Source organism: Arthrobacter hankyongi (assembly GCF_022012395.1).
Lineage (GTDB): Bacteria > Actinomycetota > Actinomycetes > Actinomycetales > Micrococcaceae > Crystallibacter > Crystallibacter hankyongi.
The window spans coordinates 257223-281524 of the sequence record NZ_JAKLTQ010000002.1; the positions used below are offsets into that span (position 1 = coordinate 257223).

The window sequence follows — 24302 nt, forward strand, 5'->3', positions numbered from 1 at the left end:
AGGAGCTCCCATGAGCTTTGAAGCACCACAAGTACAGCCTGGCGAACCCGCCCGCCAGCGGCAGCACAACCCCGAGGACGAGGTCTCGGTCGAGGTGGTCGTCGCGATCACCTGGGAGGCTGGCCACTACAGCGCACGCTGCCTGGGAATCCCGGACATCTGCACTGAAGGCGAGAGCATGGCCGACGCCGTCATCGAGCTGGCCGCAGTCCTGGAACGGCATTTCTCGGCCGGCGGCGGGACCGTAGGCCGGCCCGACCGCTCGGTGCTTTGGCAGCCGCTGCCAGTGGAAATGCTCACGCCTCTGGACATTGCCGTGGCCTGACGCCTTCCCGGATCCGGACCATGTGACGGCCTGGCCCCTGCCCGCCTTGGACAGGGGCCGGATGCCTGCCGCCCACTGCCGCCGCTTCCTCGCGCCTTGTGGTGGATCCGCCGAACGCGACGTAACGCAGCAAAAAACTATTGACGCCTTTGACGATACTTCGTAGTCTTCTACGAAATAGCGCACTGTGAATTGATTCACATGACGCTGCGGCGCTGCTCACATCGTAGTGGCTGGATAACTTTTGATAGGAGAACCCTGCAATGAAAAAGGGAAGCTCGCAGGCCCGGTACCGCCGGGCAGGGGTGGCCGCTTTGCTTGGGGCCGCCATGGTGTCGCTGTCCGCCTGTGCAGGCGGAGCCGGCGCAGGGAATGCCTCGACGGGGGAGTCCGTTCCTGTCGGCGCCTCCAAAGAGGAGTACATTGCCGCACTCGGGGACATGGAGCCGGTCAACCTCACGGTGCAGCTGACCTCGGGTCCCGGTTCCGCCTACTCGGCCGCGCCGGAGGCTTACACCAAGGCCCTGGAGGAATGGTCCGGAGGCAAGCTCAAGTTCGAGATCCTGTACAGCGGATCCCGGGTGCCGGTCAACGAGATGGACCGGGCCCTGGCCGAGGGCCTGGTGGACATGGGGCAGCACGTTCCGGCCTTCACCCCGGACGAGTTCCCGATCAACTCCTTCGCCTCGGATCTGCTCTACCTGCACGAACCGACCCCCGTCGTCGGATCGCTGGAAATGGCGGCCGCCTGGATGGAGTTCGGAATCACCCAGAACGCCATCCGGGATGAACTGACCGAGGCCGGCGTCCAGCCGTTGATTCCCCTGATGCCGACCGGCAGTGCCGCCCTGATGTGCGCCGAGGAGCCGGGGACCTCCCTGGCCAGCCTCAAGGGCAAGCAGGTCCGCAACAGCTCGGCCGCCCATGGGTCGCAGCTGGAAGCCATCGGCGCCAACCCGGTCAACGTGCCCACCGCCGAGGTCTACCAGGCCATGCAGCGCGGCGTGGTCGACTGTGCGGCCAGCTCGCTGGCCGTTGCGGACACCCAGGGCCTGGCAGAAGTGACCAAGCACTGGACCCTTGACCCGCAAGTCCAGTTCTCCGGCACTCCGGTGGGCTTCGGGCTGAGCCTCGCTGTGTGGAACGAACTGCCCCTGGCCGCCCGGCAGCTGATGTGGGACCGCCTCGACGTCTATGTCGAGAACCATGTGAAGTCGACAATGTTCGGCACCTACGAGGCAGCCCTGAGCGAGGCCCGCAAGCACAACGTGGAGTTCCACGAGTGGGATGCCGACACACGTGAGGCACTGCGGGGCTACTTTGACGACTTCCTGGCCCAGGCCCCGGGCAAGGCACCTGCAGGTATCGACGGACAGGCCCTGGTGGGTGCCGCCGTCGACGGCCACGCCGCCTGGAAGGAGATCATCACCGGGGAACTCGGCTACGGCGACGAAGTTCCCTGGTCCGAATTCGACACCTGGCTGGCAGGCAACGAGCTGGATCTGCAGCCGTTTGTGGACCGGATGGTCAAGGACGTGCTGGAACCGCACCGGCCTGCCGCCTAGAGCAGCCCATCCCGTACGAAGCATTACGGAAGCCGCTGGCGGGTGCTGCCGCACCCGTCAGCCTGGCAGGGGGAATCGATGAAAGAGGTATCAGCATGACAGGCAGGCTCTCCTCGCGATCCATGTTCCTGGCTGGCGGCGTTACCGTGGCGGGCATGGTTCTGGCCAGCTGCGCGGCGGGAAGCAGCAGTGCGGCCAGCCAGGAGTCCGTGTCCGCGAACGCCTCCCAGACGGAGTACCAGGCCGCGCTGGCCGGGCTGGATCCGGTCACCCTGACCATGCAGTTGCCGGCCGGTCCCGGTACAGTGACGTCCGCACCCGCAGAGGCCTATGCGGCGGCCGTGGAGAAGTGGTCGGGCGGGAAGATCGGTTTCGACATCCTGTATTCCGGATCCCGGGTGCCGACGAACGAAATGAATGAGGCCCTGGCGGACGGCCTGGTCGATATCGGCATGCACATGCCGGTTTCGGCGCCGGAGGCCTTTCCAGCCAGCACTCTGGCCGGGGACCTGATGTTCCTGCAGGAACCGACCCCGCTGCTGGGGTCGATGCAGCTTGTCTCCTCCTGGATGGAATTCGGCGTGGAGCAGAAGGAGATTACCCGGGAGGTCCTGGACCATGGCATCCAGCCGCTGCTGCCGCTGCTGCCCACCAGTGGTGTCTCGCTGCTCTGCGCCAAGGAACCGGTCACCTCGCTGTCCGAGACGAAAGGCAAGCAGATCAGGGCGAGCGCGCCCTCAAACGGCCCGGCCCTCGAGGCGCTTGGCGCTACGGTGGTCAGCCTGCCGATTGCCGAGGTCTATCAAGGCATGCAGCGCGGCGTGGTGGATTGCGCGAGCACCACCCCGTCTGCCATCAACCCGATGGGACTGTTCGAAGTGACCAGTGACTGGACACTCGACCCGGAAGTCCAGCTGCCGGCCTCGCCGATGGCGTTTGGCATCAGCAAGCCCACGTGGGACGGTCTGCCGCTGGCGGCCAGGCAACTGCTCTGGGACCGTCTCGATGTCTTCGTCGAGAAGCAGCTCTCCGACGCCACGTTCGCCCAAATCGGGGAGGCCTTGGCCGGGGCAGCCAAGCACGGCGTCCGGATCCACAAGTGGGCCCCGGACGCCCGCGAAGCGCTCAAGGCCCATCAGGACCAGGTGCTGGACGAGGCTTCGGACCTTGCCCCGGATGGCGTGGACGGGCAGGCCTTCGTGGCGGCCGCGAAGGAAACCAGCGCGCGCTGGCGGAGCATTCTCACCCAGGACCTCGGGCTCAAGGACGAGGCAACCTGGGACGAATTCGGCCAGTGGCTCACCGACAATGCCCTGGACGCAGGCCCGTTGGCCGACAAGCTCGTCACAGAAGTCATTGCACCCAACAGGCCGGTGTCGTGAGCGGCGCCGTCCTTCAGCCGGAAGGGGTTGAGACATCAGTGGACGCACTTCCCACGGAGCAGGACGCAAATACGGGCACCGGTCCTACGGTGCTGGAACGGATCATCGGCTGGTTCGGGGTTCCCGGCATCCTGGCCGTGATCATCCTGATGCTGCATACAGTGCTGAACGCGCTGATGCGCAAAACACCCGCAGGGTCCCTGCACGGCACCCTCGAATACGGCGGTTATTGGTACATGACCATGATCTGCATGCTCGGCCTGGTCTGGGCGCAGCAAAAGGGCGAGCATATCGACGCCAGGCTTGTCTTCGACCGCGTGCCCCGGCCGGTGCAGCGCGAATTCGAGTTGTTCTCCCATGCCGTGACCTTCGCCCTGTGCGCCGCGTTCGCAGTCTTCGGCTGGTTCGAGGCACTGGACAAGATGGAAATCGGAGCCACCGCCGGGGTCTCGGGTGTGATTATCTGGCCTGCCGTCTTCTTCGTCCCGTTCGGCTTCGCCCTTATTGCCATCCAGATCGTACTGAACTTCCTCCGACTTCTCCGTACCCGGTCCGGGGCCAACGCCGCAGCCGACCGGTCTGAAGAAGGGCTTGTACACGATGTCCTCAGCTGAAACCGACCTGCTCGAGCGCGACGGCGCGTTCCCGATCCAGCCATCGGCGCGTGGGGCAAAGTCCCATCCGGATGGCACATCCCGCAGCCGGTTGCTGTGGCGGGTCATTCCGGGGGCCCTAATCCTGGGCACCGGCATCGGCATGTGGCTGGACGTTACGCCGCAGACTGTCGGCGTCCTTGGCCTGGTAATGATGCTGGCCCTGATGATGATTAAGCTCCCGGTCGGGGTGGCCATGGCCGTGCCGGGCATCCTGGGGGTCTGGGCGATTCTTGGCTGGCGCTCCACCGAAGGCGTGCTGAGCCGGATGGCCTTCGACAACGTCGCTTCCTGGTCGCTGACCGTGCTGCCGATGTTCGTCATGATGGGCATGTTGCTGGCCCGCTCCGGAATCACCGAAAACCTCTACACCGCAGCCCGCCAGTGGGTGGGCTGGCTGCCCGGCGGCCTGGCCGTAGGTACCAACATTGCCGGTGCCGGTCTGGCATCAATCTCCGGCTCCACGTTCGGCACTGCCTATGCCCTCACCCGTGCCGGTGTTCCGGAAATGCTCAAGGCAGGCTATGACCGACGGCTGGCTGTCGGCTCCGTACTGGCCGCGGGCACGCTGGCCCACCTGATTCCGCCGAGCCTTTTTATGGTGATCTACGCGGGCATTGCCGAAGTCCCCGTCGGACCGCAGCTGATGGCCGGATTGGTTCCGGGCATCGTGCTGATGGGCATGTGCTGCGTGGTCGTTATCGCCATTGCCGTGGTACGCCCCTCAGCGGTCGGATCGGGCCAGGCCAAGATCACGGCCACCTGGGCAGAGCGTCTCCAGAGCCTCGTCAAAATCTGGCCGGCACCGGCGCTGATGCTGGTGGTGGTCGGCGGCCTGTTCACCGGGTTCTTCACCGCCACCGAGGTGGGTGCCGTTGGTGCCTTGGGCGCCCTGCTTATCACCCTCTGGGTGCGCCGCAAGGATAATGCGGGCAAGGCGGTGCGGGAGGCCCTGATCTCCACCGTCTCCACCATGGGCGCGCTCGCGCTGCTGCTGGTCGGCGCACACGTGCTCAGCCGCTTCCTCTCCGTCAGCGGCCTGATCACCGATCTGGTCGACGTCGTCGCAGCCCTGGGCCTGGGCCGGGTGGAATTCCTCCTGCTGCTCATCGTCGTCTACCTGGTGCTCGGCATGTTCATGGACTCTCTGGCCATGATGCTGGTGACGGTGCCGATCCTGCTGCCGGTGCTGGAGACACTGGGAGTCGACCCGATCTGGTTCGGCGTCTTCATCGTCATCATGTGCGAGCTGGCGGTGATCACCCCGCCGGTGGGCATCCTAGCCTTCGTGGTCCACGCGATTGTCCAAGACAAGGAAGTCAATCTGGGGACCAGGATCACCCTGGGCGATGTCTTCAAGTCCGTGGCCGTGATTGTCCCGGTGCCGCTGATCCTGATCGGCCTGATGATCGCCTTCCCCGATGCTGTGCTGTGGCTGGCGAGCAATACGGCGGCACCCTAGCGGTGTCCCGGCCATCCGGATTTCCTACAAATGAACGGAACCTAATGCGATGAGCTACACCCAGACTCTTGCGCGTTTTGCCGCCGCGACGCGCTTCGAGGACCTGCCGGACGCGGCACGGCGCGCCGGCAAGCTGCTGATCAAGGACACACTCGCCTGCGCCGTCGCCGGCCACGAAGTGCCCTCCAGCACGCTGATCAACCGCGTGGTGGGCAGCTACGGCGGGACGCCCGAGGCAACCGTCCTGGTCACCGGCCAGAAGCTGCCCGCCGCCCTGGCCGCACACATCAACTCGCACCTGAGCAACGCCATCGACGCCGACGACACCATCCACTACAAGGCGCACGTGGCTGCCGGCGTCGTGGCCCCGGCACTGGCCGTGGCCGAACGCGAGGGCAGCTCCAGCCAGGACCTGCTGGCCGCCGTGATCCTTGGCTACGACGTCGCCGGGCGGATTGCGATGTCGCTGCGCTCGCTGGTGGTCAACGAGCAGGGTGAGCTGCAGTTCGCGCAGGTGAGCGGCTACAGCAGCGTGGTCTTCGGCGCCACTGTCGCCGCCGGGAGGCTGCTGGGCCTGGACCCGGACCAGATGCGTCACGCTTTTGGCATCGCGGCGGCCAGTGCCCCGCTGCCGTCCTCGTCGCAGTTCGGCCGCGAGCTGCCCCGGCCGATGACCAAGTACGCCCTTTACGGCGCGCTGGGCGAGGCCGGGGTCACCGCCGCGCTGCTGGCCCGCGAGGGCTTCACCGCCGAGCAATCGGTGCTCGACGGCGACCGCGGCTTCTGGCGGGTCGTCGGTTCCGTGGACTGCAACTGGGAGGCGCTCACCGGCCGGCTGGGCGAACGCTGGCTGGTGGAGGAAGTGACCTATAAGCCCTACCCGGCCTGCCGGTTCCTGAACGCCGCAATCGACATGTTTCGCGACCTGCGCCGCCGCCACAACCTGGACATCGAAGACATCGAGGGCATCGAGGTGGGTCTGCACGGCGCGGCCCTGTCCAAGCACATGGACAACCCCGTAGTGGAGACGGCGGTGGACGCCTTCTTCAGCCTGCCGTACCTGCTCTCCGCCGCAGCCTTCTGCGGCGAGCCCGGGCCGAACTGGCACACCGAGGAGGCCCGGAGCAACGAAGCCATGAAGGCCTTCGCACGCAAGGTCAAGGTCGGGCTGGAACCGCGGGCCGCCGCGGCGGCCTCCGAGGACCTGGCCAAGTACGGGCACAACGTGCGGATGCCCAGCAGCGTCTCGATTACGGCCGGGGGCGCGGTGTACAGCGATTCCCGGAATTTCGCCTATGGCGACCCGTACTCGGAGGACACCCGGTTCACCGACGCCGACGCCGACCGGAAGTTCCGCACCTTCTGCTCCGGTGTCCTGAGCGGGACCCGGATCGACGCCGCGCTCGAGCTGCTGGACGCGCTCGACAGCGGGGTTTCCGTCGCGGACCTGGCATCGCAGCTGGTCAGTGAGCGCGAAGCCAGCCTGGTCACGGCGGGAGCCACCGCCACGGCCCTGACGGACCTGCCGTGAAGGCCCTGTTGGTCGGTGGCAGCGGCGGAACCGGCATGCACCTGGCCCGGGGGCTGACCGACCGGGGCTACGAAGTAACCATCCTGCACCGCGGGGTCCACGAAACGGCCGAAATCCAGCACTACCGGCATATCCACGCGGACCCGCACTTCGCGGACCAGGTCCGCGAGGCCATCGGCTCGGAGACCTTCGACCTGGTGATGCTCACCTACGGGCGTCTCGAACAGCTGGCCCGCGTTTTCGCCGGACGCTGCCAGCGCCTGCTGGCAGTCGGTGCCGTGGCGGCCTACGCCGGATTCCTGGACCCGGCGGCCGCCGTCCCCGCGGGGACCCGCCTGCTGGCGGCGGAATCCTCCCTCCCGGCCGGTGAGGGCCCGGTGGTCAACGAGAAGGCGGCGGCCTTCGGCCGGAAAGTCGTCGCGGCCGAACGCGCGGTGCTCGAGGAACACGGGCGCGGCTCCTACTCCGCCACCCTGTTCCGGTATCCCACCATCTACGGCCCGCACGCCGTGCCCATTCCGGCCACCAGCGAGTGGTCCTACATCAAGCGACTGCAGGACCGGCGTCCAATCATCCTGCTGCCCCACGGCGGACTGGCCTGCGTTACCCGCTGCGCTGCCGTCAACGCCGCCCATGCGGTGCTGCTGGCCTTGGACACCCCCGCCTCCGCCGGGGAAATCTTCAATGTGGCCGATGACGACCAGTACTCGCACTCCCAGTGGGCGGAAATGATCATGGACGTGCTGGGGGAGCGGGCCGAACTGGTGGGCCTTCCGCAGACACTGAACTGGGCCGCCGGCCACCTGCTGACCATGGGCGGCACCACCTCGACCCACATGCTGGTGGATTCTTCCAAGGCCCGCCACGTGCTGGGCTACCGGGACAAGGTCAGTGCCCGCGATGCCCTGGCGCAAACCGTGGCATGGGTGGCGCAGAACCCGCCGTCGAAAGGAGTCGATCCCTTCGACTATGTGCTGGAGGACCAGGTCTTCGCGGCGCTCACGAAGCTGGCCGACGACGTGGCTCCGTTGAAGCGGGACCCGGAGGTCACCCACGCCTACGCCCACCCCAAGGCGCCGGGCGGACAGGCGGATCACCGTGGCCGGTAGGGCAACCGAAGGAGCTGTAGTTGTGAATCGATTGGAAAGCATGGCCGGCCTGCTGGTGGTGGACCTGGGCAGTGGCATGGCCGCGGCGCTGGTGGCGAAGATGCTTGCCGAGGCCGGAGCGCAGGTGGTCCGCTTTGAGCCGTCGGCCGGGGATCCCTTCTATACGGTCTATCCTGCCTACGCCAGCTGGCATGCCGGCAGCAGCCGGCCCCCTGCGGCCGAACGCGAGGACTGGCTGGCCCGGGCGGACGTCTGTCTGGTCGGCGGCGAGGACTTCCCGGACCTGGACTGGTCCTTCGACCCGGAGTCCATCGTCGCGGCCAACGGGCGGGCGGTGGTTCTGGACCTGACCGGCTACCCGGGCGGGCACAGCGCGCAGGGACGGCCCGCCGTCGACCTGCTGGTGCAGGCCCGCACCGGCCTGAGCTACGAGGTCTCCGACGAGCGCCCCATGCACCTGACGTTTCCCGCCCCGACCTACGGGGCGGCCCTGCACGGGCTGGTGGGAATCCTGGCCGCGCTCATCGAACGAGGACGCAGCGGCAAGGGCCAAGTGGTCACCACCTCGCTGCAGCAGGGCGGCCTGCCGTTCGTCCCGTTCTGGATGGACGCCGAGCGGGCGGACCGCACCTTCAACCGCAACATTCCCAAGGACGCCGCGCCGCTGCTCTTCCGGTGCGCCGACGGCAGGTACATCCACTTCTCCACCGGCGGCAGCCCGGACAAGGCCTATGATCTGCTGGGGATTCCGAGGCCGGAAACCCCGCACCCCAACTGGTTCGGCGACACCGAACGCATTGGCCAGGCCGTGGCCAGCTACCATTCCGGCGAGCTGCTGAAGCGGATGTCCGAGGCAGGCCTGGCCGCGGAGGTCGTGCTTGCTCCCGGACAGTGCTGGGACGAACCGCAGGTGCTGGCGAACCAGATCATCCGTCCGCTGCCCGATGGCAGCCGCGGTGTCGGCCTGCCGCTGAAGTTCCGCACGCCCGGGGACACCGGCGGCCAGGCAGCGGCGGAAGCACCGCCGTCGTCGGCCACCCGCCAGGAGGCCCAGCCGCCCCTGCAGGGTGTGCGGGTGGTCGATTTCGGCCACTTCGTGGCCGGGCCCTACGCCTCCCGGGTGCTCGCCGACCTAGGCGCCGACGTCGTCAAGGTCGAATCGCTCGGTGGCGACCTGATGCGCAAGGCCAGCTTTCAGGCTGTCTATTCGTCCAACCGGGGCAAGCGCAGCCTCGCGGTGGATGCCAAGAACCCGCGGGGGGCGGAAATCGTGCGGCTGCTGTGCGCGACGGCGAACGTCGCCCACCACAACTTCCGGCCCGGCGTGGCGGAGCGCCTGGCGCTCGACCCCGCCAGCCTGCGGGAAGTGCGCCCCGATCTGGTCACCATGCACGCTTCGGCCTACGGTACCTCCGGGCCGCGGATGTACGATTCGGGCTTCGACCCGATCATCCAGGCCTACTGCGGCCACGAAGTCCGCGCCGGCGGGGCCGGCAACGACCCGCTCTGGTACCGGCTGCTGATCGTGGACTACTCGGCGGGCCTGCTGGGCGCGATCGGGCTGCTTCTGGGCGTCTACGAACAGCAACAGGCTGGAAGGGCCGTGGAGATCGAGTGCAGCCTGCTCGACACCGGCGTCTTCCTGCTCTCCGAACTCATCCAGACAGCTGAAGGCGGCTTCGAAGGAGCCCCGTCGACCAACAGGAACCGCACCGGCTACCACCCGGCCGAGGCTCTGTACCAAACCCGGGACGGCTGGATCGCGGTGGCGGCCAGGTCCGAGGCGATGGCCGCACGCCTGGTCCAGTGGGCCGGGCTGGATCTGGGGCCCCGCGCATCGTGGCACCAGCCCGAAGAGGACTTGCTGCAGGAGTACTTCGGCCGGATGGGCACGGACGAGGCCCTGGCCGGACTGGCTGCGGAAGATATCTGGGCGGAGGAATGTGTCCGGGACGGCTGGCGGGAGCTGAATTCCGCCGGCGTCAACGCCAGCCTGCTCCAGAACGTCCAGGACCCCCAGTACGGGATGATCCGTTCGGTGGACAACCTCATCGGATTCTCCCGTTCCGCCGCCGCGGCACGGCAGGCCTCGGCCCCGCGGCTGGGCGAGGACACGGCCGGGCTGCTCACCGAGCTGGGTTACTCGCCGTCGGACATCGAAGACCTGCTTGAGGGGGGCGCCGTGGCGGTAGTGCGGGACCCGAAAACCCATCAGGAAGCCAACCAGGAAAAGGCCAAACTATGAGTGCAGAAGCAACGACCACCTTCCCGTCCCGCGAAGCCATCCGCGAGGCGGTGCTGGGCTACGTCAACGGGCTGGAACGCGGCGATTTCGACGCCGTCGCCGATCTGTTCTCCGAGGACGCGTTCTACTCCCACCCGCCGTACGACCCGAACAGCCCGAAGCGGGCGGAGGTGCGCGGACGCGAGGCCCTGCGCGCCCTGCTCAAGGGCAAGCGCGGCTCGCGGACCTGGTTCCATGAGATCCAGTCATTCCACGTCGCCGACGACCGCTGCCTGATCGAGGGCGTGGTCCGTGAATCCGAGGGCGGGCCCCTGCGGTCCTCCTTTGCCGGTGCCGGAACCTTCAACGCACAGGGGGAGATCACCCGCTGGGTGGCCTACCGGAGCGTCCCGGCGATCGGCGAGTCGCTCGACGAGACCAGCTAGTTCGACGGGCCGGATGTCCGTGACACCCGGCAGTTGGCAGCACGATGCACCCGCCGGGCAACGATGAACGGCCCGGGCGCAGAAGACACGAAATTTTTGAGGAGAATGAGCGATGTCCAGGAAGCGGTCCAAGGTTCCACAGGCCGAGGGGGAATCCAGGCTAAACCGGCGGTACATCCGGGTTGGCAGCGTGGCGCTGATGACGGCCGCGGCTATTGGGCTGGCCGGCTGCGGTGTGGCCGGAGGCAGCGGCGCTACTGAGAACAAGGCCGCTGCCGATATCTTCGCGGCGGTCAATTCAGAAGATCCGCTGGCTCCGGTGCCCTTGAAGGAGAAGCAGACGCTCAAGGTTGCTGTGACAACGCTGATCAGTTCCTACGGGGCGTTCCTTGCGGCGAACGAGTTGGGTGAGTTTAACAAGGAAAACCTCGACGTCGAAGTGCAGATTGTCCCGGTTCAGGACGCCCAGGTACTCCTGAACCAAGGCCGTGTTGATGTCGCACTGACAGGGTTTTCGCCTGGTGTTCTCAACCTGATCGACTCCGGGGGCGATGTCAAAGCGGTCTTCCCGGGTGGACAACGACTGGCGGAGTCCACCCAAGGCTGGTACGTCAACCGGCAGATTTTCGGGTCCGATGGCAAGTTCGATCCGGAGGACCTGAAAGGGGCCACCTTGGGCGCGCCCGGAGGAAGTAGTACAGGTGCCATGGGCTACTTCTTCAACGCCATGCGGGAAAAGGGCACGGACTTGAAGCTGGATGATATCAAGTTCGAGAACCTCGCGGTTCCCGATGCCGTTGCTGCCTTGCAGCGGGGGGCGCTGGATGTAGCCTATGCCTCGGCTCCATTCAACGTCGCATTGCAGGATGACGACTGCTGCGAATTTATCCCCAACGCCATTCCCACCACGACGACTGTCTACACCTGGTTTGGCAAGAAGTTGCGTGAGGACAGCCCCGAGGCCGGACTGGCGTTTGTCCGAGCCATGGCACGGACCACGATGGAAGACCTGCAAGGGGACTATCGGAAGGACAGGACCGTCCTCGCAGCACTGTCCGAGGGACTCGAGACCCCGGTAGAGGACCTGGCCCGGCTTGAACCGAGTGTGTTCGACCCCGAATTGGACCTCACCGTGAAGAACCTCGAGGTGTATGAGGGCTATTACGACGAACTGAACGCCCTGCAATACGAAGATCCCTTGGCAGTTGACGAGGTGTATGACTCCCGCTTCACCGAAGCGCTGACGAAGTAACGGATACGGCAGGCGGTTTTCGCCGGGCAAGGAGTTCATGATGTCAGATGAGGCGAAGATAGCCGCGCGGGGCATAACCCGGACATTCGGGGCGGGAGCGGGCCTCGTCCATGCACTGGGTCCCTTGGACGCAGAGATCGAGTCGGGCGAGTTCGTCTGCATTGTCGGTCCCTCCGGCTGCGGCAAATCCACATTCCTGCGGATTGTGGCGGGACTTATTCCGCCCAGTGAGGGCGTGCTGAGCTTGGGATCGGACGGCGGACAGGCTCCACTGGCGGCGGTTGTCTTCCAGGACTACAGCATTTTTCCCTGGAAAACAGTTGAGGCCAACGTCCGCTTTGGACTGGATCTCCTGAGGGTTCCCCGGCATGAAGCCGATACGCGAGTGGAGCGTTCGCTCTCCAGGCTAGGCCTCACGGAGTTCCGCAAGGCCTATCCGGGCACGCTCTCAGGTGGGATGCGTCAGCGGGTCTCCATTGCCAGGGCACTGGTGACAGAACCTCAGGTGCTGCTGATGGACGAGCCGTTTGCTGCGCTGGATGCGCAACTGCGACACCTGCTGCAGGACGAATTGCTGGAACTGTGGCAAGAGGACCGCAGGACAGTCCTGTTCATCACCCACAACCTCGACGAGGCATTGCTGCTGGGTGACCGCGTTCTTGTCATGAGCGCCCGCCCAGGCCGCATCGTGGGGGAGTTCAAGGTTCCGTTTGAACGGCCGCGATCGGGCGATATCCGACGCAGCCCGGAATTCGCCGCCATGGAGAGCGAGATCTGGGATTTGCTGCGGTCGGAGGTTGCAGCGGGAATACCCGCCACTGGAGGAACGAAGGTGCCGGCATGACCGCGGTAGACCTGCAGAGGAACACCACTAGCCGTCGAATCGAGCGCAAGCCAGGGCCGGTGGAGCGAAACCCCCGCGCGTTCATGCGCCGGCGCCGAATCATCGACAACCTGCTGAGGATCGGTGCGCCCATCCTGCTGATCGTGGCCTGGCAACTGGTGGTCAGCACAGGCCTGCTCGACAGAAGATTTTGGCCAGCCCCGACCGACGTTCTCCTGTCGTTCCAGGAGAACGTGGCAACAGGACGGTTGGCCGAGGCACTTGTCAGCAGCATGACCCGTATCCTGCTCGGATACCTCATCGGGTCGGTCGCAGGGATACTCGGAGGCATCGCGCTGGGAGTGTTCAGGCCGCTGAGAATTGCCCTGGAACCCATTATCAGCGCCGTCTATACCGTTCCGAAGCTCGCTATCCTGCCCTTGTTGCTTCTCCTTTTCGGGCTGGGAGACGTTCCGAAGATCATCCTCATCGCCCTCGGGGTCTTCTTTGTCACGATCATCAGCACAATCGCGGCTGTCACCTCCATTCCAGAGGGCTACCTCGAGCCGGCGAGGTCCTTCGGGGCCAACAGGGTCCAGACATTCAGGCACATCATTGTTCCTGCAATCATGCCGGACATTTTTGTCGCGCTGCGTCTTGCTGCCGGACAAGCCGTGCTCTTGATGATCGGTATCGAATTTGTCCAAGGCGACGAAGGCCTGGGCTACATGATCTGGAACTCCTGGCAGCTTTTCCTCGCGGACAGAATGTATGTCGGAATCGTGTCGGTGGCCCTGGTAGGTGTCGTTTTCCAGACAACGGTGAAATGGATCGGGCAGCGGCTTACCCCATGGGAGAAGCCGCGCAATTGAGGAAAATGTCGAACCGCGAAGCGAGGACCAGGAAATGACGGATCAAAGCCAAAAGACCTATACAGCAGACGGCCAGTCGGCGGTCCCGGGTCCGCTGGCGGGGCTCAAGGTCGTGGATTTCTCCCTGCTGGGCCCCGGCCCCTTCTTCACCCAGTGCCTGCTGGAACTGGGCGCGGACGTGCTCAAGGTCGAGCCGCCGCGCGGTGACCCGGCACGCTATCTGTCCCCGGGCGGGTATGCGGTGCTCAACAGCCAGAAGTCCATTCGAAGCCTCGACCTGAAGACCGCTGCCGGCGCCGTCGAGGCCCGTGCCCTGCTCGCGGACGCGGATGTGCTCGTCGAGGGGTTCCGCCCCGGTGTGATGGAACGCCTGGGTTTCGGCTTCAAGGACGTCTCCCAGCTCAGGCCCGCCCTCGTGTACGTCTCGTTGAGCGGATTCGGACAGGAAAGCCCGCTGGCCGACATGCCCGGACACGATATTAATTACCTGGCCGCCTCGGGCGTGCTCGCGTTGGCCGGCACCGTCGGCGCGCCGCCTGCCCATGCCATGGGCGTGCCCATCGGGGACTTCTGCAGTTCCATTTACGCACTGTCCTCAACACTGGCGGCGCTTCTGGTGAGCCGGTCGATGGGCCAGGGCCAGCACCTGGATGTCTCCGTGACGGATTCCCTGATTCATTGGATGAACTCCTCACTCGCCCAGTTCCAGTACAAGGGGCTGCAGACGCTGGACGAGCAGCGCGCTTCGGTCCTGGGCAAGCCCGCCTACGGCGTCTTCCAGACGGCTGACAGCCGGTCGATAGCCCTCGGTGCCCTCGAGGACCATTTCTGGCAGCGGCTGGCCCGCGCACTGGCCCTCGAATCCGAGCTCGAGGAGGCAGATTTCGCCTTCCGCGCCGCGAATGTGGCTCGGATCAACGGGGCTATTTCCGCGTCGTTGGGGAAGCTGACCCTGCAGGAGGCACTCGGCCTGCTGCAGGCCGCGGACGTCCCGGCCAACGCCGTCGTCAGTCCCCTGGATCTGCCCAACACGGATTATGCCGCCAGCCGCGGACTCTTTGCCGCCGTTGACGGCCTGACGTACTCACGTTTTCCGGTGCGCGTCAGTGGCGGCGGGGCCGCCGCATCCGGACACAGTACCGCCTCATGACCGCCTGTGAGAGGACCCAGAAGCTATGGATTTCCAACTGGATGAAGCAGCGGAGGACCTGCGGTTGCTGACCGCGGAGATTCTGGACAAAACGGGCGCCTCCGGGGAGGTGGGCGCCAACCCCGACCCCGGGGAAGTGTGGGCGAAGTTCGCCGAAGCCGGACTCATCGAGGCGTTCCTGCCCGAGGAACTTGGCGGTACCGCAGCCGATGCTGTGTCCTTGGCGGCAGTGCTCCGCGAAGTGGGCCTGCGCGCTGCCCCGGTGCCGGCCCTGCCCGTGCTCGCGATGGGCGTCCTGCCGCTGGTCCGGCATGCCGGACCGGATCTGGCTTCCGTCCTCGAGCGGGTGGCCGGCGGCGCCATCCTGACCGCCGCCGTGCGGGAGCCCGGCGGCGCCCGGGCCACCCAGCCGGCGACGACGGCGGCTGCGGTGGCCGGCGGCTACGTGCTGCAGGGGACCAAGACGATGGTGCCCTTCGGTGCCGAAGCGGAGTGGATCCTCGTGCCGGCCCGGCTGGGGGACGGGGGAGTGGGCGTGTTCCTGGTCTCCTCCGACGTGGAGGGGCTGGAGGTTGCACCGCAGCCTACCGGTTCCCATATCCCCGCCGCTGCCATCGCACTGAACAGCGTACGCGTCGCGCACTCCGCACTGGTCGGCGGTGACACGGAATCGGCGGTGGCCAGAACCTTGGAGCTGTCGACCTGGGCCGGAATCGCCGCCCAGGCCTCCGGCCACCTCGAAGCAGCACTGAAGCTCACCGCCGAGCACGTCAAGACCAGGCGGCAGTTCGGCCGGGCGCTGGCGGAGTTCCAGGCGGTTGCCATGACCGTCAGCGACGTCTACATCGCCAACCTGCTGCTGACCAACCTCACTTGGGGCGGGGCATGGCGCTTCGAGGCAGGCGACCCGGACGAGGCAGCCGAGACCTTGGCATCGGCCTTGCTGGTCATTACCGAGGAGGTGGCCAAGGCACTGCTGGCCTGCCAGCAGGTGCACGGATCCCTCGGCTTCGACGCCACCTATCCGCTGCATCGGCACTTCAGCGCAGGTCTGCATTTCAGCCGCTGGATCGGTGGCCCTGACGGAGCCCTTGAACTTCTGGGCGACCTTGTTGACACACGGACCGGGGAGGCACAATGCGCATCGCTCTGACGCCGGAAGAGGAGGAACTGCGGGCCAAGGCCGAGGAGTATTTCTCCCGGTTGATGACAGATGAGGACCGCAGCGCCTGCCGCTTGGATGAGTTCGGCGACGTCAACCACCGACTGGCCGCCCGCATGGGTGCGGACGGCTGGCTGGGTCTGGGCTGGCCGGTGGAGTACGGGGGCAAGGGCCTGGGCACGGTGGCCGACCAAGTAGTGGTCAATGCAGCCTTCCGATACAAGGTCCCCTTCCCGCTGATCACGGTCCACTCGATTGGTCCCGCCATCCAGCAGGTCGGGACCGACGAGCAGAAGGCCAGGTTCCTGGAACCGATCCGTACCGGCAACGTGCACTTCTGCATTGGCTATACCGAGCCGGACGCGGGCACGGACCTGGCCGCCTTGCAGCTCTCGGCCCGCCGGGAGGAGAACGAGTATGTACTGAATGGACAGAAGATCTTCACCTCCGGGGTCCACAATGCGAACTACATCTGGCTGGCCTGCCGGACGGAGAACGGGGAAAAGAAGCACCGCGGCATCACGATCCTCATCGTCGACACCAAGCTGCCCGGCGTCAGTTGGACGCCGATTGAGATCATGAGCGGCAACCGGGCCGTGAACGTGACGTACTTCGACGATGTCCGTGTGCCGGCAAACATGCTGGTGGGCAGGGAGCACGAAGGCTGGCGGCTTATTACCGGCCAACTCAACTCCGAGCGCGCTATCGTCGGCCCCGCGGGCCGGATGGCAGCCCACGTGGACCGGTTCCGCGCCTGGGCATCGGCCACTCCGGGGCCGCGCGGTGAGGACACGATGCTGCAGCTGCCCGAGGTCCGGCGGACCCTGGGGAGGTTGGAATCGTTCCTGCGCGCCAATGAGCTGCTGAATTGGAAGGTGGCAGCGGCAACAGGTGAAGGAGTGGTCAGTCCCGCGGATGCGTCCGTGACCAAGGTCTACACCTCCGAGCGGTTGCTGCACGCGGCACGGCTGGTGGCCGATACCGTGGAGCGGGTCGGCGACCCGGCGGACCCGGGCACTGCGGCCCTGCTGGACGACGTGGATTTCGACTTGAAGACCGAAATGAAGCTCACCGTCGGCGGCGGGGCCAACGAGATCCAGCGGGAGCTGATCGGCATGCTCGGGCTTGGCCTGCCGAAGCCCCTGCGGTGAGCACCGCACGCCGGGCGCCTGCATTGCTGGTTCCGGCGCTGGCGTTTATGGCGACAACGCTGACCATTATGCAGACCCTGGTGATCCCGGTGCTGCCCTCGATCGGCAAGGAACTGCGGGTCCCTGACTCCGAGGCGGCGTGGGTGGTAACGGCCAACCTCATGTCGGCGACCATCTTCACTCCGCTGGTCGGCAGGCTGGCGGACAGGTACGACAAGCGTCTGGTCGTCCTCGTGGTGACGTGCCTGGTGGTCATCGGATCGGCAGTGGCGGCCCTGGTGCCGATGTTGGGTGTGCTCGTGGCGGCCCGCGTCCTGCAAGGGCTGCACTACGCGCTTTATCCGGTGGCGGTGGCGATTGTGCGCGAGCAGGTCCCGGAGCCGCGGCAGGGCAGGGCGTTCGGCGTGCTGTCGGCAGGGCTGGCGGCCGGCGGCATGCTTGGCCTGGTGGTCGCCGGGGTCCTGGTCCCGGACGGCGCCGGTTATCAGAAGATTTTCTGGTTCGGGCTGGCTCTGAACCTGGCGGCCATCCCGCTGTGCTTCGTGATTCCCGCCCAACGGAAGCGCTCGGAGGTGCGCGTCGACTGGGCCGGTGCACTGGTCCTGGCAGTGGCTTCGGGACTGTTGCTGCTGGGACTCTCGCGCAGTGGCGAATGGGGGTGGCACAGCACAGCCACATGGTCATGCATGGCAGGTTCGGTTCTTGCGCTGTACCTGTGGCTGCTGTTGGAGTCGAAGGTCAAATTTCCGCTGATTTCGGTCAGGGTGCTCGCCAGCCCTGCGGTGCTGCTGCTCAACGTGGCGACAGTGTGCACCGGGTTCGCGATTTACCTGGTCTACATGACCGGAATTGCGTTCGTGCAGGTCCCGGCGGACAGCGCCGGCTACGGACTGGGAGCTTCGGTCTTCGACGCGAGTATGGTCTACCTGTTGCCGGGAGCAGTCGCGGGTGCCGTCGCGGCTCTGGCCGGCGGTGCGCTGATCGACAGGTTCGGCGGTCCTGCCATCCTGCTCGCCGCTGCCCTGATCGGTTTGGCCGGCAGCGGCCTGCTCCTGTTGGCACACACCGAACCCTGGCATCTGATCCTGTCCATCGCCGCGGCCAACGTAGCGGCCAGCCTGGTTTTCACGGCCATTCCGCCGGTGCTGAACGGCCACGTGGATGCGGCGACCACAGGGGTAGCCAACAGCCTTAACGCGGTGACACGGAATCTGGGCAGTGCCGCGGCCACCGCCGTCGCTGCTTCCCTGCTGGTGCCCGTCCAGCAGGGAAGCAACGGCTTCCTCGTCCCTCTGGGGGCTTTCGAATGGTCCTTCGTCCTGGCAACTGCCGCTACCGGGTTCACCCTGGTGCTGGCAGCCGGCCTTCTGGTCTATTCGCTCCTCACGGCCCGGCAGGCGCCGTCGGCTCCCCCGGACACGGCTGACGAGAAACGGCCGCAGCCGGTTAGGGACTAAGTAAGTCCTGCGGCAGGCGTTCGTATTCGCGTCCCGGACGGCGGCAGCGGAGAAGCCAGGACAGGCTGTCTTCGACGATCCGGCGTCTTGGCAGGACCTCGACGGTGTGTTGGCCTGCGGGTTTGGCCACGATCCGCAGGGTGGGCCCGTGCAGCCTTCGGCCGGTCTCCACCGGTAGCTGCCGCCGGCCCGGATCCGTCCGAGCGAGGATATCGTGCTCCGGGCCCGGCCCAGAATCAGGCCTCCGCCGTCGCGGTCCTGCAGGCTGGCCGCGGTCACCGGCACCACGACCGGCAGGCCGATGTTTCGGTCACAACGTGCCGCCTGCGGTCGTTGCTGTTCCTGCCCGCGTCATACCCGCGGGTTTTCCTGCCGACCCTGTCGGCTCCCCGGACGGTCTGTGCGTCGATGATTCCGGCCGGCACCGCCGGGTCCCGCCCGACAGCCTGCCGGGCGGCGGTCCGCCGCCCGTCGTGGATCACCTCGGTGGTGCCGTCGGCATTCCAGTCCTGGAAGTACCAGTACACGGTGGACCAGGGCGGGAAGTCGTGGAGCATCATCCGCTCCACCCACCTGAGTCTGGGAAACAGCTTCGCGAGTGCCGAGGCCGACCTGTTTTAGGGCAGTGCCGCGTCGGTGGGCAGCGTGTACCGCTGATCATCGATACCGTGGAGGTTTGCAGTTCACCTCCGACGGTTTTCCTGTCGCGTAAATCGATGGACCGTGCCGGATCCACTCGGCGTCCGGATCGGAAATCGATGGAGTGATCACGCGTTGTGGGCGGGGGTCGCCTCAAGCTGTCCGTGGCGCCAGACGAAGTCGTTCCAGTGGACTTCGGTGCTGTCGCCGTACGCCGTCGGGCGGCCCTCGACCTCCCAACGCACCAACGCTACGTGGGCGATCATGTTGTACCAGGTGGAGAACGGCATGCTTGCGATGACATCGCCGGTGACACTCATGTGTTCGCCCTCCTCGTCCTCGATCTCGATGAAGAACCGGGTAGGCCGCAGGCTCTCGGGATCGTACTCGGTGTGCCTCGAAGCGTGTTTGATGTGGATAGTCCGGCCGTCGCGCAGGATCCAGCCGTCCTTGTAGGCCGCTTCCGAAGCCAGGCCGGGGTAGTCCTGGCTCCACAGCGGATCACGTTCCGGATCATCGAGAGAACCGACGTTGAACGCCCACGAGCCATCTTCGGCCGCCCCGGTCACCCAGGTGTAGGGCGGACCTGGGTTAGCGACTTCGGGGCGGAGCTGGCCCCACGAGCGGTCGCGCAGATGAAACGAGTCCACGGTAAGGTGCTCTCCGCGCAGTACGACATAGCCTGTTGCATGCATGAGTTGCTCGAAGTGCTGGCCGTTGGCCCGCATGGCTGGCTCTTGCGCGGCCTTGTAATGGACGTCGACCTGGGTGTCACGCGCGGGATCGCTGAAGGTCAGGTGGATGTGCTTGAGCGGTTCAATAACTTCTGCGCGAAACCCGTTGGGCAGGCGTATGTCGCTGCCGTCGCCGATCACGTCACCCGAGATGAATGTGTGCCAGTCGAAGAGCTCGCTGGCAAGATGCTGGCGTTTGATGCCCTTCCAGATCGCCAGCCCTCCGGACGCGACGTTCAGGTTTGGATGCAGCCAGCAGTACGCGAAGAAATTCAGGTTCGCTTCGGGGATGCTGAAACCCCAGTACCACGTTTCGGTCAGAGAGTCGCCCTCCGGCCCGGTGCCGTGGAGGAACTCGTCCGCGTCGCTGAATGTACCGAATCCCTTGAACTGTCCGGACGTGGTCCACTCAAGCCGGGTGTCGTTGCTCATGGTTTCCTTCTTTCGTATCGTTGCTCATCGTGTTTCGGCCGCGGGGGCAGGTATCAGGGACTTGGGTTCCGAGTGCCCGGAGCGCACGCCGAATGCCGCGGCGATCGCGGAGTCGAGGAACCGGGAGCTGAAGACGACGCCGGCAACCATGTAGGGAACGCTGCGGTTCCCGAGAAAGATGTGTCGATGGTTGAGGCAATAGATGTGCCGCCACGTCTCCTGCCAGACGGTGTAGAAGTGTTCTGCGGCGGGGTCGGGCCGCACGCCGCCAGCCGTGACGTATCGATCGACGAAGTCCTCCCACGGAAACGCCGGCTCCAGGGACTGGCGCAGAAAGGCCAGGTCTTCGGCGGGATCGCCGAGATGGCTAAGTTCCCAGTCAAGCAGCGCGGTGAGTCGACCCTCGTGAGCCAGGACATTGTGAAGCGACATGTCGCCGTGCAGGAGAGCGGTAGGACGGTCACCGGTGGGGATATTTGCTCGCAGCCATTCCAGCAGCGCGGCGACACGTGGGCTGAGCGGGCCTGCAGCCCGAATGGCCAGGGTTTCCAGAGCGTCGATTGCCGCTTGGATCTCGGCGGGGTTCCGCATCGGCGAGCGCGGCGCGGCGGTGATAGTGGAGGGGGCGACGGTGTGTAACCGTGCCAGCGCCTCGGCCAGGTCCTGTGCGAAGGACTGCGGAATGTTGTCCTCGACGCCGAAGACATTGCCCAGTGCCGCTCCCGGGACACGCGTGCAGGCGAAGAAAGATCCGCCGAGGCTGTTGGGAGTTTCCTCGATCCACAGTGGCTTGGGAATCGGGAGATCGGTGTGGGCGACCGCCGACAGCACTGCATACTCCTGGGCGAGTGTGTGCTCGCCCAGTCCATCGGGTACCTGGCGCAGGACCAATTCCCGGCGCTCGCCACGGATCGTGGCTGAGACCAGGATAGTGGTCTTGGAGAACCCGCCAGGCAAGTAGTTGACTTCGTGAGCGGTTGCATTGGGATCCGCGTGGTATTGGCGCAGATAGGCCGAGACAGCGTCGACGCCGACCTGGACGCCTCCGGCGTCAAGGTCCGGTGCGTCCAGCGGGCCGTCCTCAAGCACGCGGAGCGCGGCGACAAACTCGGCCAGCAGGTTCTGAGCCTCGGGTACACCGTGCGCAGCCGCGGCCGCGAGTTCGCCGATCAGAGCGGCGTCGTCGGAGCTCGTCGCAGCATCGGGATCGCTGGCGCGCAGCAGTGCGCGGGCATCGGCGCGCAGGCTGTCGAGGACGGGTCCAAGGTTGATGGCGCGCTGAGGTGCTTCGAGGGCGCTCGCGGCCCACCCCGAAGCCGCCGCGAAGTACGCCAGGGGGCCAGCTAGTGCCGGATCAGGGATGGCTGGGGCCAAGGCTCCCAGCTGCTGCTGCAGGGTCGAGGCGACGGCGGCGGCGACCCCGGTCTCCGATGCGGATGGAGCAGTCGGTATGGTTTTCATGGTCTCTCCTGTGCGGTCTGACTGTTCCTGTGCGACAGTGCATGCGGAACGGCGATGGGCGGGCATTTGACGTTCGGGTCCGTACGTGATGTTGACGGGCGAGGGGCGACTGCCCTCGCCGATTCGGGTTGCATTGGCTCAAAAGAGGCTCAAAAGAAGAGGACGTAACGCAGAGGGGTCGTTCGGGCCGACGCTTGCGACATTTCATGAGATGCTACGGCGTGTCGTCAATCTGTGTCAATGGTCACATTGCCCTACCGCTGGTAAGGAGGTACGCAAAGCGGCGACGCAGGTTCGATTTCGCCGGGGCCGGCGAAGGATCGGCCTGCCAAGGCGGCCTTGCGGAGCAGGCGTCATCAGCCTTCCTGCAGGTTCGGCCGGTGGGCGCCGACGTGGATGAATGCGTGGCGGATCCGGGGTGACTCTGAACCTGGTATGGGATGAGAGGTTGTCGGTGATGACCACGATGTTCCAATGCGGATTGGCCGCCTCCACGGTCTGCCGGAACTGCTAGTAATTGACGCTGTCACGGAAGGCAGTGGTCATGGTGTCCTCCCGGCCGGCCGCAGTACGCCACAGACCCGGGTCTTCTCCGGGCCGCGGCCGTAGTCAAGCTCGCTTTTGCCCCGGTGCCCGTCCGGGGACCCGCCCGGCGCGGGCACACGGTGCGCGGAACCATCGGGCCGAGTCCGCCGCCAGCGCACCCCTTCCTGCAGCAGGACCTGGCGGACCTGCCTGCGGTGGATGTCGATGCCCTGGGCGCGGGCCACCTCGGTGCGGAAGTCCAAGGTCCACTCGGGCGGCCCGTCCTTGTCGGTGGTCCCCGGTTCTCCGGCGGCTACGCCGACCGGCCGTCCCGGCGCGCAGCCGGGGTGGCCGCCCGGGGATCGACCGGTCGCGAAGCGCCTCCAGGCCCTGATACTCCATATCTCCTTTGAGGAACGCAGCACTTAGGGACTGGACGGAGCACGCGAGTCCCCGGCGGAGGTACTCCGCCGGGGACTCCCGTGCAACGCCATGGGTCAGGGTCAGGGTCAGGGCTGAGCAGGCATCCCGATGGACTTGTATTCGGTGAAAGCATCAAAGCCTTCGGAGCCGAGCTCGCGGCCCAGCCCCGACTGCTTGAATCCCCCGAAGGGCGCGGAAAAGTTTGTTCCGGCGCCGTTGATGGCCAGGATCCCGGACCGGATTCCCCGCGCCACCTTGAGGGCACGGCCGGTGTCAGCACTCCAGACAGCTCCGGAGAGGCCGTATTCGGTGTCATTGGCGATCCGGAGGGCCTCCGTTTCGTCCCTGACGGGCATCAGGCAGATGACCGGGCCGAACACCTCATCGCGGGCAATCTGCATTTCGGGGGTGACGTTCTCGAACACCGTCGGTTCGATAAACCAGCCCTTGTCGAGGCCGGCAGGTCGGCCGCCGCCGGTCAGGACCTTAGCGCCCTGTTCCTGTGCCGTCAGCAGCATCTTCTCGACCCTGTCCCGCTGGCGCTGCGCCACCAACGGGCCGATGTACGTAGCCTCGTCGAGGGGGTCACCCGTCCGCAGCGCCTTGACCCGGTCGGTAATGGCGTCCCTGAGACGGGGGTAGAGCGCTTCGGGCACCAGGACCCGCTGCTGGGCGATGCACATTTGGCCGTTCATGGTCAAAGCGCCGTTGATCACGCCCTGCGCCGTGGTGTCGACGTCCACGTCGTCCAAGACGATGGCCGCGGACTTGCCGCCCAGTTCCAGCGTGGTGCGCCGCAGGGCGGGGCCGCAGATCTCCTGGATCCGCTTACCGGTGGCGGTGCTGCCGGTGAAGGCCACCTTGTCGATCTCCGGCTGGCTCACCAGGTACTCGCTGGCCTGCCGGTCGGCGACGACGACGCTCACCAGTCCCTCGGGCAGCCCGAGGCGTTCGATCATGCGGGCCGTCTCCATGGCGGTCAGGGCGATCTCCGGCGCTGCCTTGACAATAACGGAGCACCCCGAGATCAGGGCCGGAATGAGCTTGACCAGAATCGACATGTACGGGATGTTCCACGGCACCACTGCAGCCACCAGGCCCACAGGCTCCCGGACCACAAGGGTGGTGCCCAGCGGCCCGGAACGCTCATCCGTCCAGACAATCTTTTCGGCCTGGGAGACAAAGAAGTCGGTCATCAGGGCCGCCCCGGGCACCTGCGCGCCTCGGGAATACGTGATGGGACAGCCCATCTCCCGCGTCATGAGTTCGGCCAGCTCTCCTGTGCGGGCCAGGAACTCCGCGGCCAGCGGACGGATTTTTTCGGCCCGGGCCACCGGGGTCAGCGCCTGCCAAGAGCCGCTGTCGAAGAACTCCCGGCCGGTGCGGATGGCAGCCTGCATGTCCGCAATGCCTGCTGTGGCCACGGTCCCGATGACTTCTTCGGTCGCTGGGGAACGGACCACCAATTCTTCCCCGTCCTGCGGGGCCACCCATTTTCCTCCGATGAAAAGGCTGTTCTCGGAT

The 24302-nt window shown here is 66.0% G+C and carries 21 protein-coding genes; 16 read left to right on the top strand and 5 right to left on the bottom strand.

What is annotated here, in order from left to right; genetic code table 11:
* Positions 1–10: 10 nt before the first annotated feature.
* The 16 genes from LVY72_RS05165 (at position 11) to LVY72_RS05240 (ending at position 18564) form a co-directional block, all read left to right on the top strand.
* A complete protein-coding gene (locus LVY72_RS05165) occupies positions 11–325 on the top strand; it encodes a type II toxin-antitoxin system HicB family antitoxin (RefSeq protein ID WP_237818407.1) in 315 nt (104 codons plus the stop codon).
* Positions 326–588: 263 nt separating this feature from the next.
* Positions 589–1890 carry a TRAP transporter substrate-binding protein DctP gene (dctP, locus tag LVY72_RS05170; protein WP_237818408.1) on the top strand — a complete coding sequence of 434 codons (1302 nt, stop codon included), beginning with the start codon at positions 589–591 and terminating at the stop codon, positions 1888–1890.
* Positions 1891–1985: 95 nt separating this feature from the next.
* Positions 1986–3272: a TRAP transporter substrate-binding protein DctP gene (gene dctP, locus LVY72_RS05175; RefSeq protein WP_237818409.1), complete on the top strand. Its 1287-nt coding sequence runs from the start codon at positions 1986–1988 to the stop codon at positions 3270–3272.
* Positions 3273–3310: 38 nt separating this feature from the next.
* Positions 3311–3886: a TRAP transporter small permease gene (locus LVY72_RS05180; RefSeq protein WP_237818410.1), complete on the top strand. Its 576-nt coding sequence runs from the start codon at positions 3311–3313 to the stop codon at positions 3884–3886.
* Positions 3873–5387: a TRAP transporter large permease gene (locus LVY72_RS05185; protein WP_237818411.1), complete on the top strand. Its 1515-nt coding sequence runs from the start codon at positions 3873–3875 to the stop codon at positions 5385–5387. The genes LVY72_RS05180 and LVY72_RS05185 overlap by 14 nt, the downstream gene beginning before the upstream one ends.
* Before the next feature lie 49 nt (positions 5388–5436).
* A complete protein-coding gene (locus tag LVY72_RS05190) occupies positions 5437–6918 on the top strand; it encodes an MmgE/PrpD family protein (RefSeq protein ID WP_237818412.1) in 1482 nt (493 codons plus the stop codon).
* Positions 6915–8027, top strand: a complete 1113-nt coding sequence (locus LVY72_RS05195; RefSeq protein WP_237818413.1) for an NAD-dependent epimerase/dehydratase family protein — start codon at positions 6915–6917, stop codon at positions 8025–8027. The genes LVY72_RS05190 and LVY72_RS05195 overlap by 4 nt, the downstream gene beginning before the upstream one ends.
* A gap of 22 nt (positions 8028–8049) precedes the next feature.
* Positions 8050–10272, top strand: a complete 2223-nt coding sequence (locus LVY72_RS05200) for a CoA transferase (RefSeq protein ID WP_237818414.1) — start codon at positions 8050–8052, stop codon at positions 10270–10272.
* Positions 10269–10697, top strand: a complete 429-nt coding sequence (locus LVY72_RS05205; protein WP_237818415.1) for a nuclear transport factor 2 family protein — start codon at positions 10269–10271, stop codon at positions 10695–10697. The genes LVY72_RS05200 and LVY72_RS05205 overlap by 4 nt, the downstream gene beginning before the upstream one ends.
* A 199-nt stretch (positions 10698–10896) precedes the next feature.
* Complete coding sequence (locus tag LVY72_RS05210; RefSeq protein ID WP_237818746.1) at positions 10897–11949, top strand: ABC transporter substrate-binding protein; 1053 nt, start codon at positions 10897–10899, stop codon at positions 11947–11949.
* A gap of 124 nt (positions 11950–12073) precedes the next feature.
* Positions 12074–12793 carry an ABC transporter ATP-binding protein gene (locus tag LVY72_RS05215; protein ID WP_237818416.1) on the top strand — a complete coding sequence of 240 codons (720 nt, stop codon included), beginning with the start codon at positions 12074–12076 and terminating at the stop codon, positions 12791–12793.
* Complete coding sequence (locus LVY72_RS05220) at positions 12790–13644, top strand: ABC transporter permease (protein WP_237818417.1); 855 nt, start codon at positions 12790–12792, stop codon at positions 13642–13644. Before LVY72_RS05215 ends, LVY72_RS05220 begins: the two co-directional genes overlap by 4 nt.
* A 34-nt stretch (positions 13645–13678) precedes the next feature.
* Entirely contained in the window at positions 13679–14794 is a 1116-nt protein-coding gene (locus tag LVY72_RS05225) for a CaiB/BaiF CoA transferase family protein (protein ID WP_237818418.1), read from the top strand.
* A gap of 25 nt (positions 14795–14819) precedes the next feature.
* Entirely contained in the window at positions 14820–15947 is a 1128-nt protein-coding gene (locus LVY72_RS05230) for an acyl-CoA dehydrogenase family protein (protein ID WP_237818419.1), read from the top strand.
* On the top strand, positions 15932–17107 hold the full coding sequence (locus LVY72_RS05235) for an acyl-CoA dehydrogenase family protein (RefSeq protein WP_237818420.1): 1176 nt from the start codon (positions 15932–15934) through the stop codon (positions 17105–17107). The genes LVY72_RS05230 and LVY72_RS05235 overlap by 16 nt, the downstream gene beginning before the upstream one ends.
* Entirely contained in the window at positions 17104–18564 is a 1461-nt protein-coding gene (locus tag LVY72_RS05240) for an MFS transporter (protein ID WP_237818421.1), read from the top strand. Before LVY72_RS05235 ends, LVY72_RS05240 begins: the two co-directional genes overlap by 4 nt.
* A 275-nt stretch (positions 18565–18839) precedes the next feature.
* Here LVY72_RS05240 and LVY72_RS05245 read toward each other — a convergent pair whose 3' ends face one another.
* The 5 genes from LVY72_RS05245 to LVY72_RS05265 form a co-directional block, all read right to left on the bottom strand.
* Positions 18840–19124 (bottom strand): hypothetical protein, encoded by a 285-nt coding sequence (locus tag LVY72_RS05245; protein WP_237818422.1) that lies wholly within the window; start codon positions 19122–19124, stop codon positions 18840–18842.
* Between the two features lie 207 nt (positions 19125–19331).
* A complete protein-coding gene (locus tag LVY72_RS05250; protein WP_237818423.1) occupies positions 19332–20369 on the bottom strand; it encodes a DUF7064 domain-containing protein in 1038 nt (345 codons plus the stop codon).
* Positions 20370–20393: 24 nt separating this feature from the next.
* Entirely contained in the window at positions 20394–21830 is a 1437-nt protein-coding gene (locus LVY72_RS05255) for a phosphotransferase family protein (protein ID WP_237818424.1), read from the bottom strand.
* Between the two features lie 542 nt (positions 21831–22372).
* Positions 22373–22618 (bottom strand): hypothetical protein, encoded by a 246-nt coding sequence (locus tag LVY72_RS05260; protein ID WP_237818425.1) that lies wholly within the window; start codon positions 22616–22618, stop codon positions 22373–22375.
* A gap of 246 nt (positions 22619–22864) precedes the next feature.
* The gene (locus LVY72_RS05265; protein ID WP_237818426.1) at positions 22865–24268 is read right to left on the bottom strand and encodes an aldehyde dehydrogenase; all 1404 of its coding nucleotides are present in this window, start codon (positions 24266–24268) and stop codon (positions 22865–22867) included.
* Positions 24269–24302 lie beyond the last annotated feature (34 nt).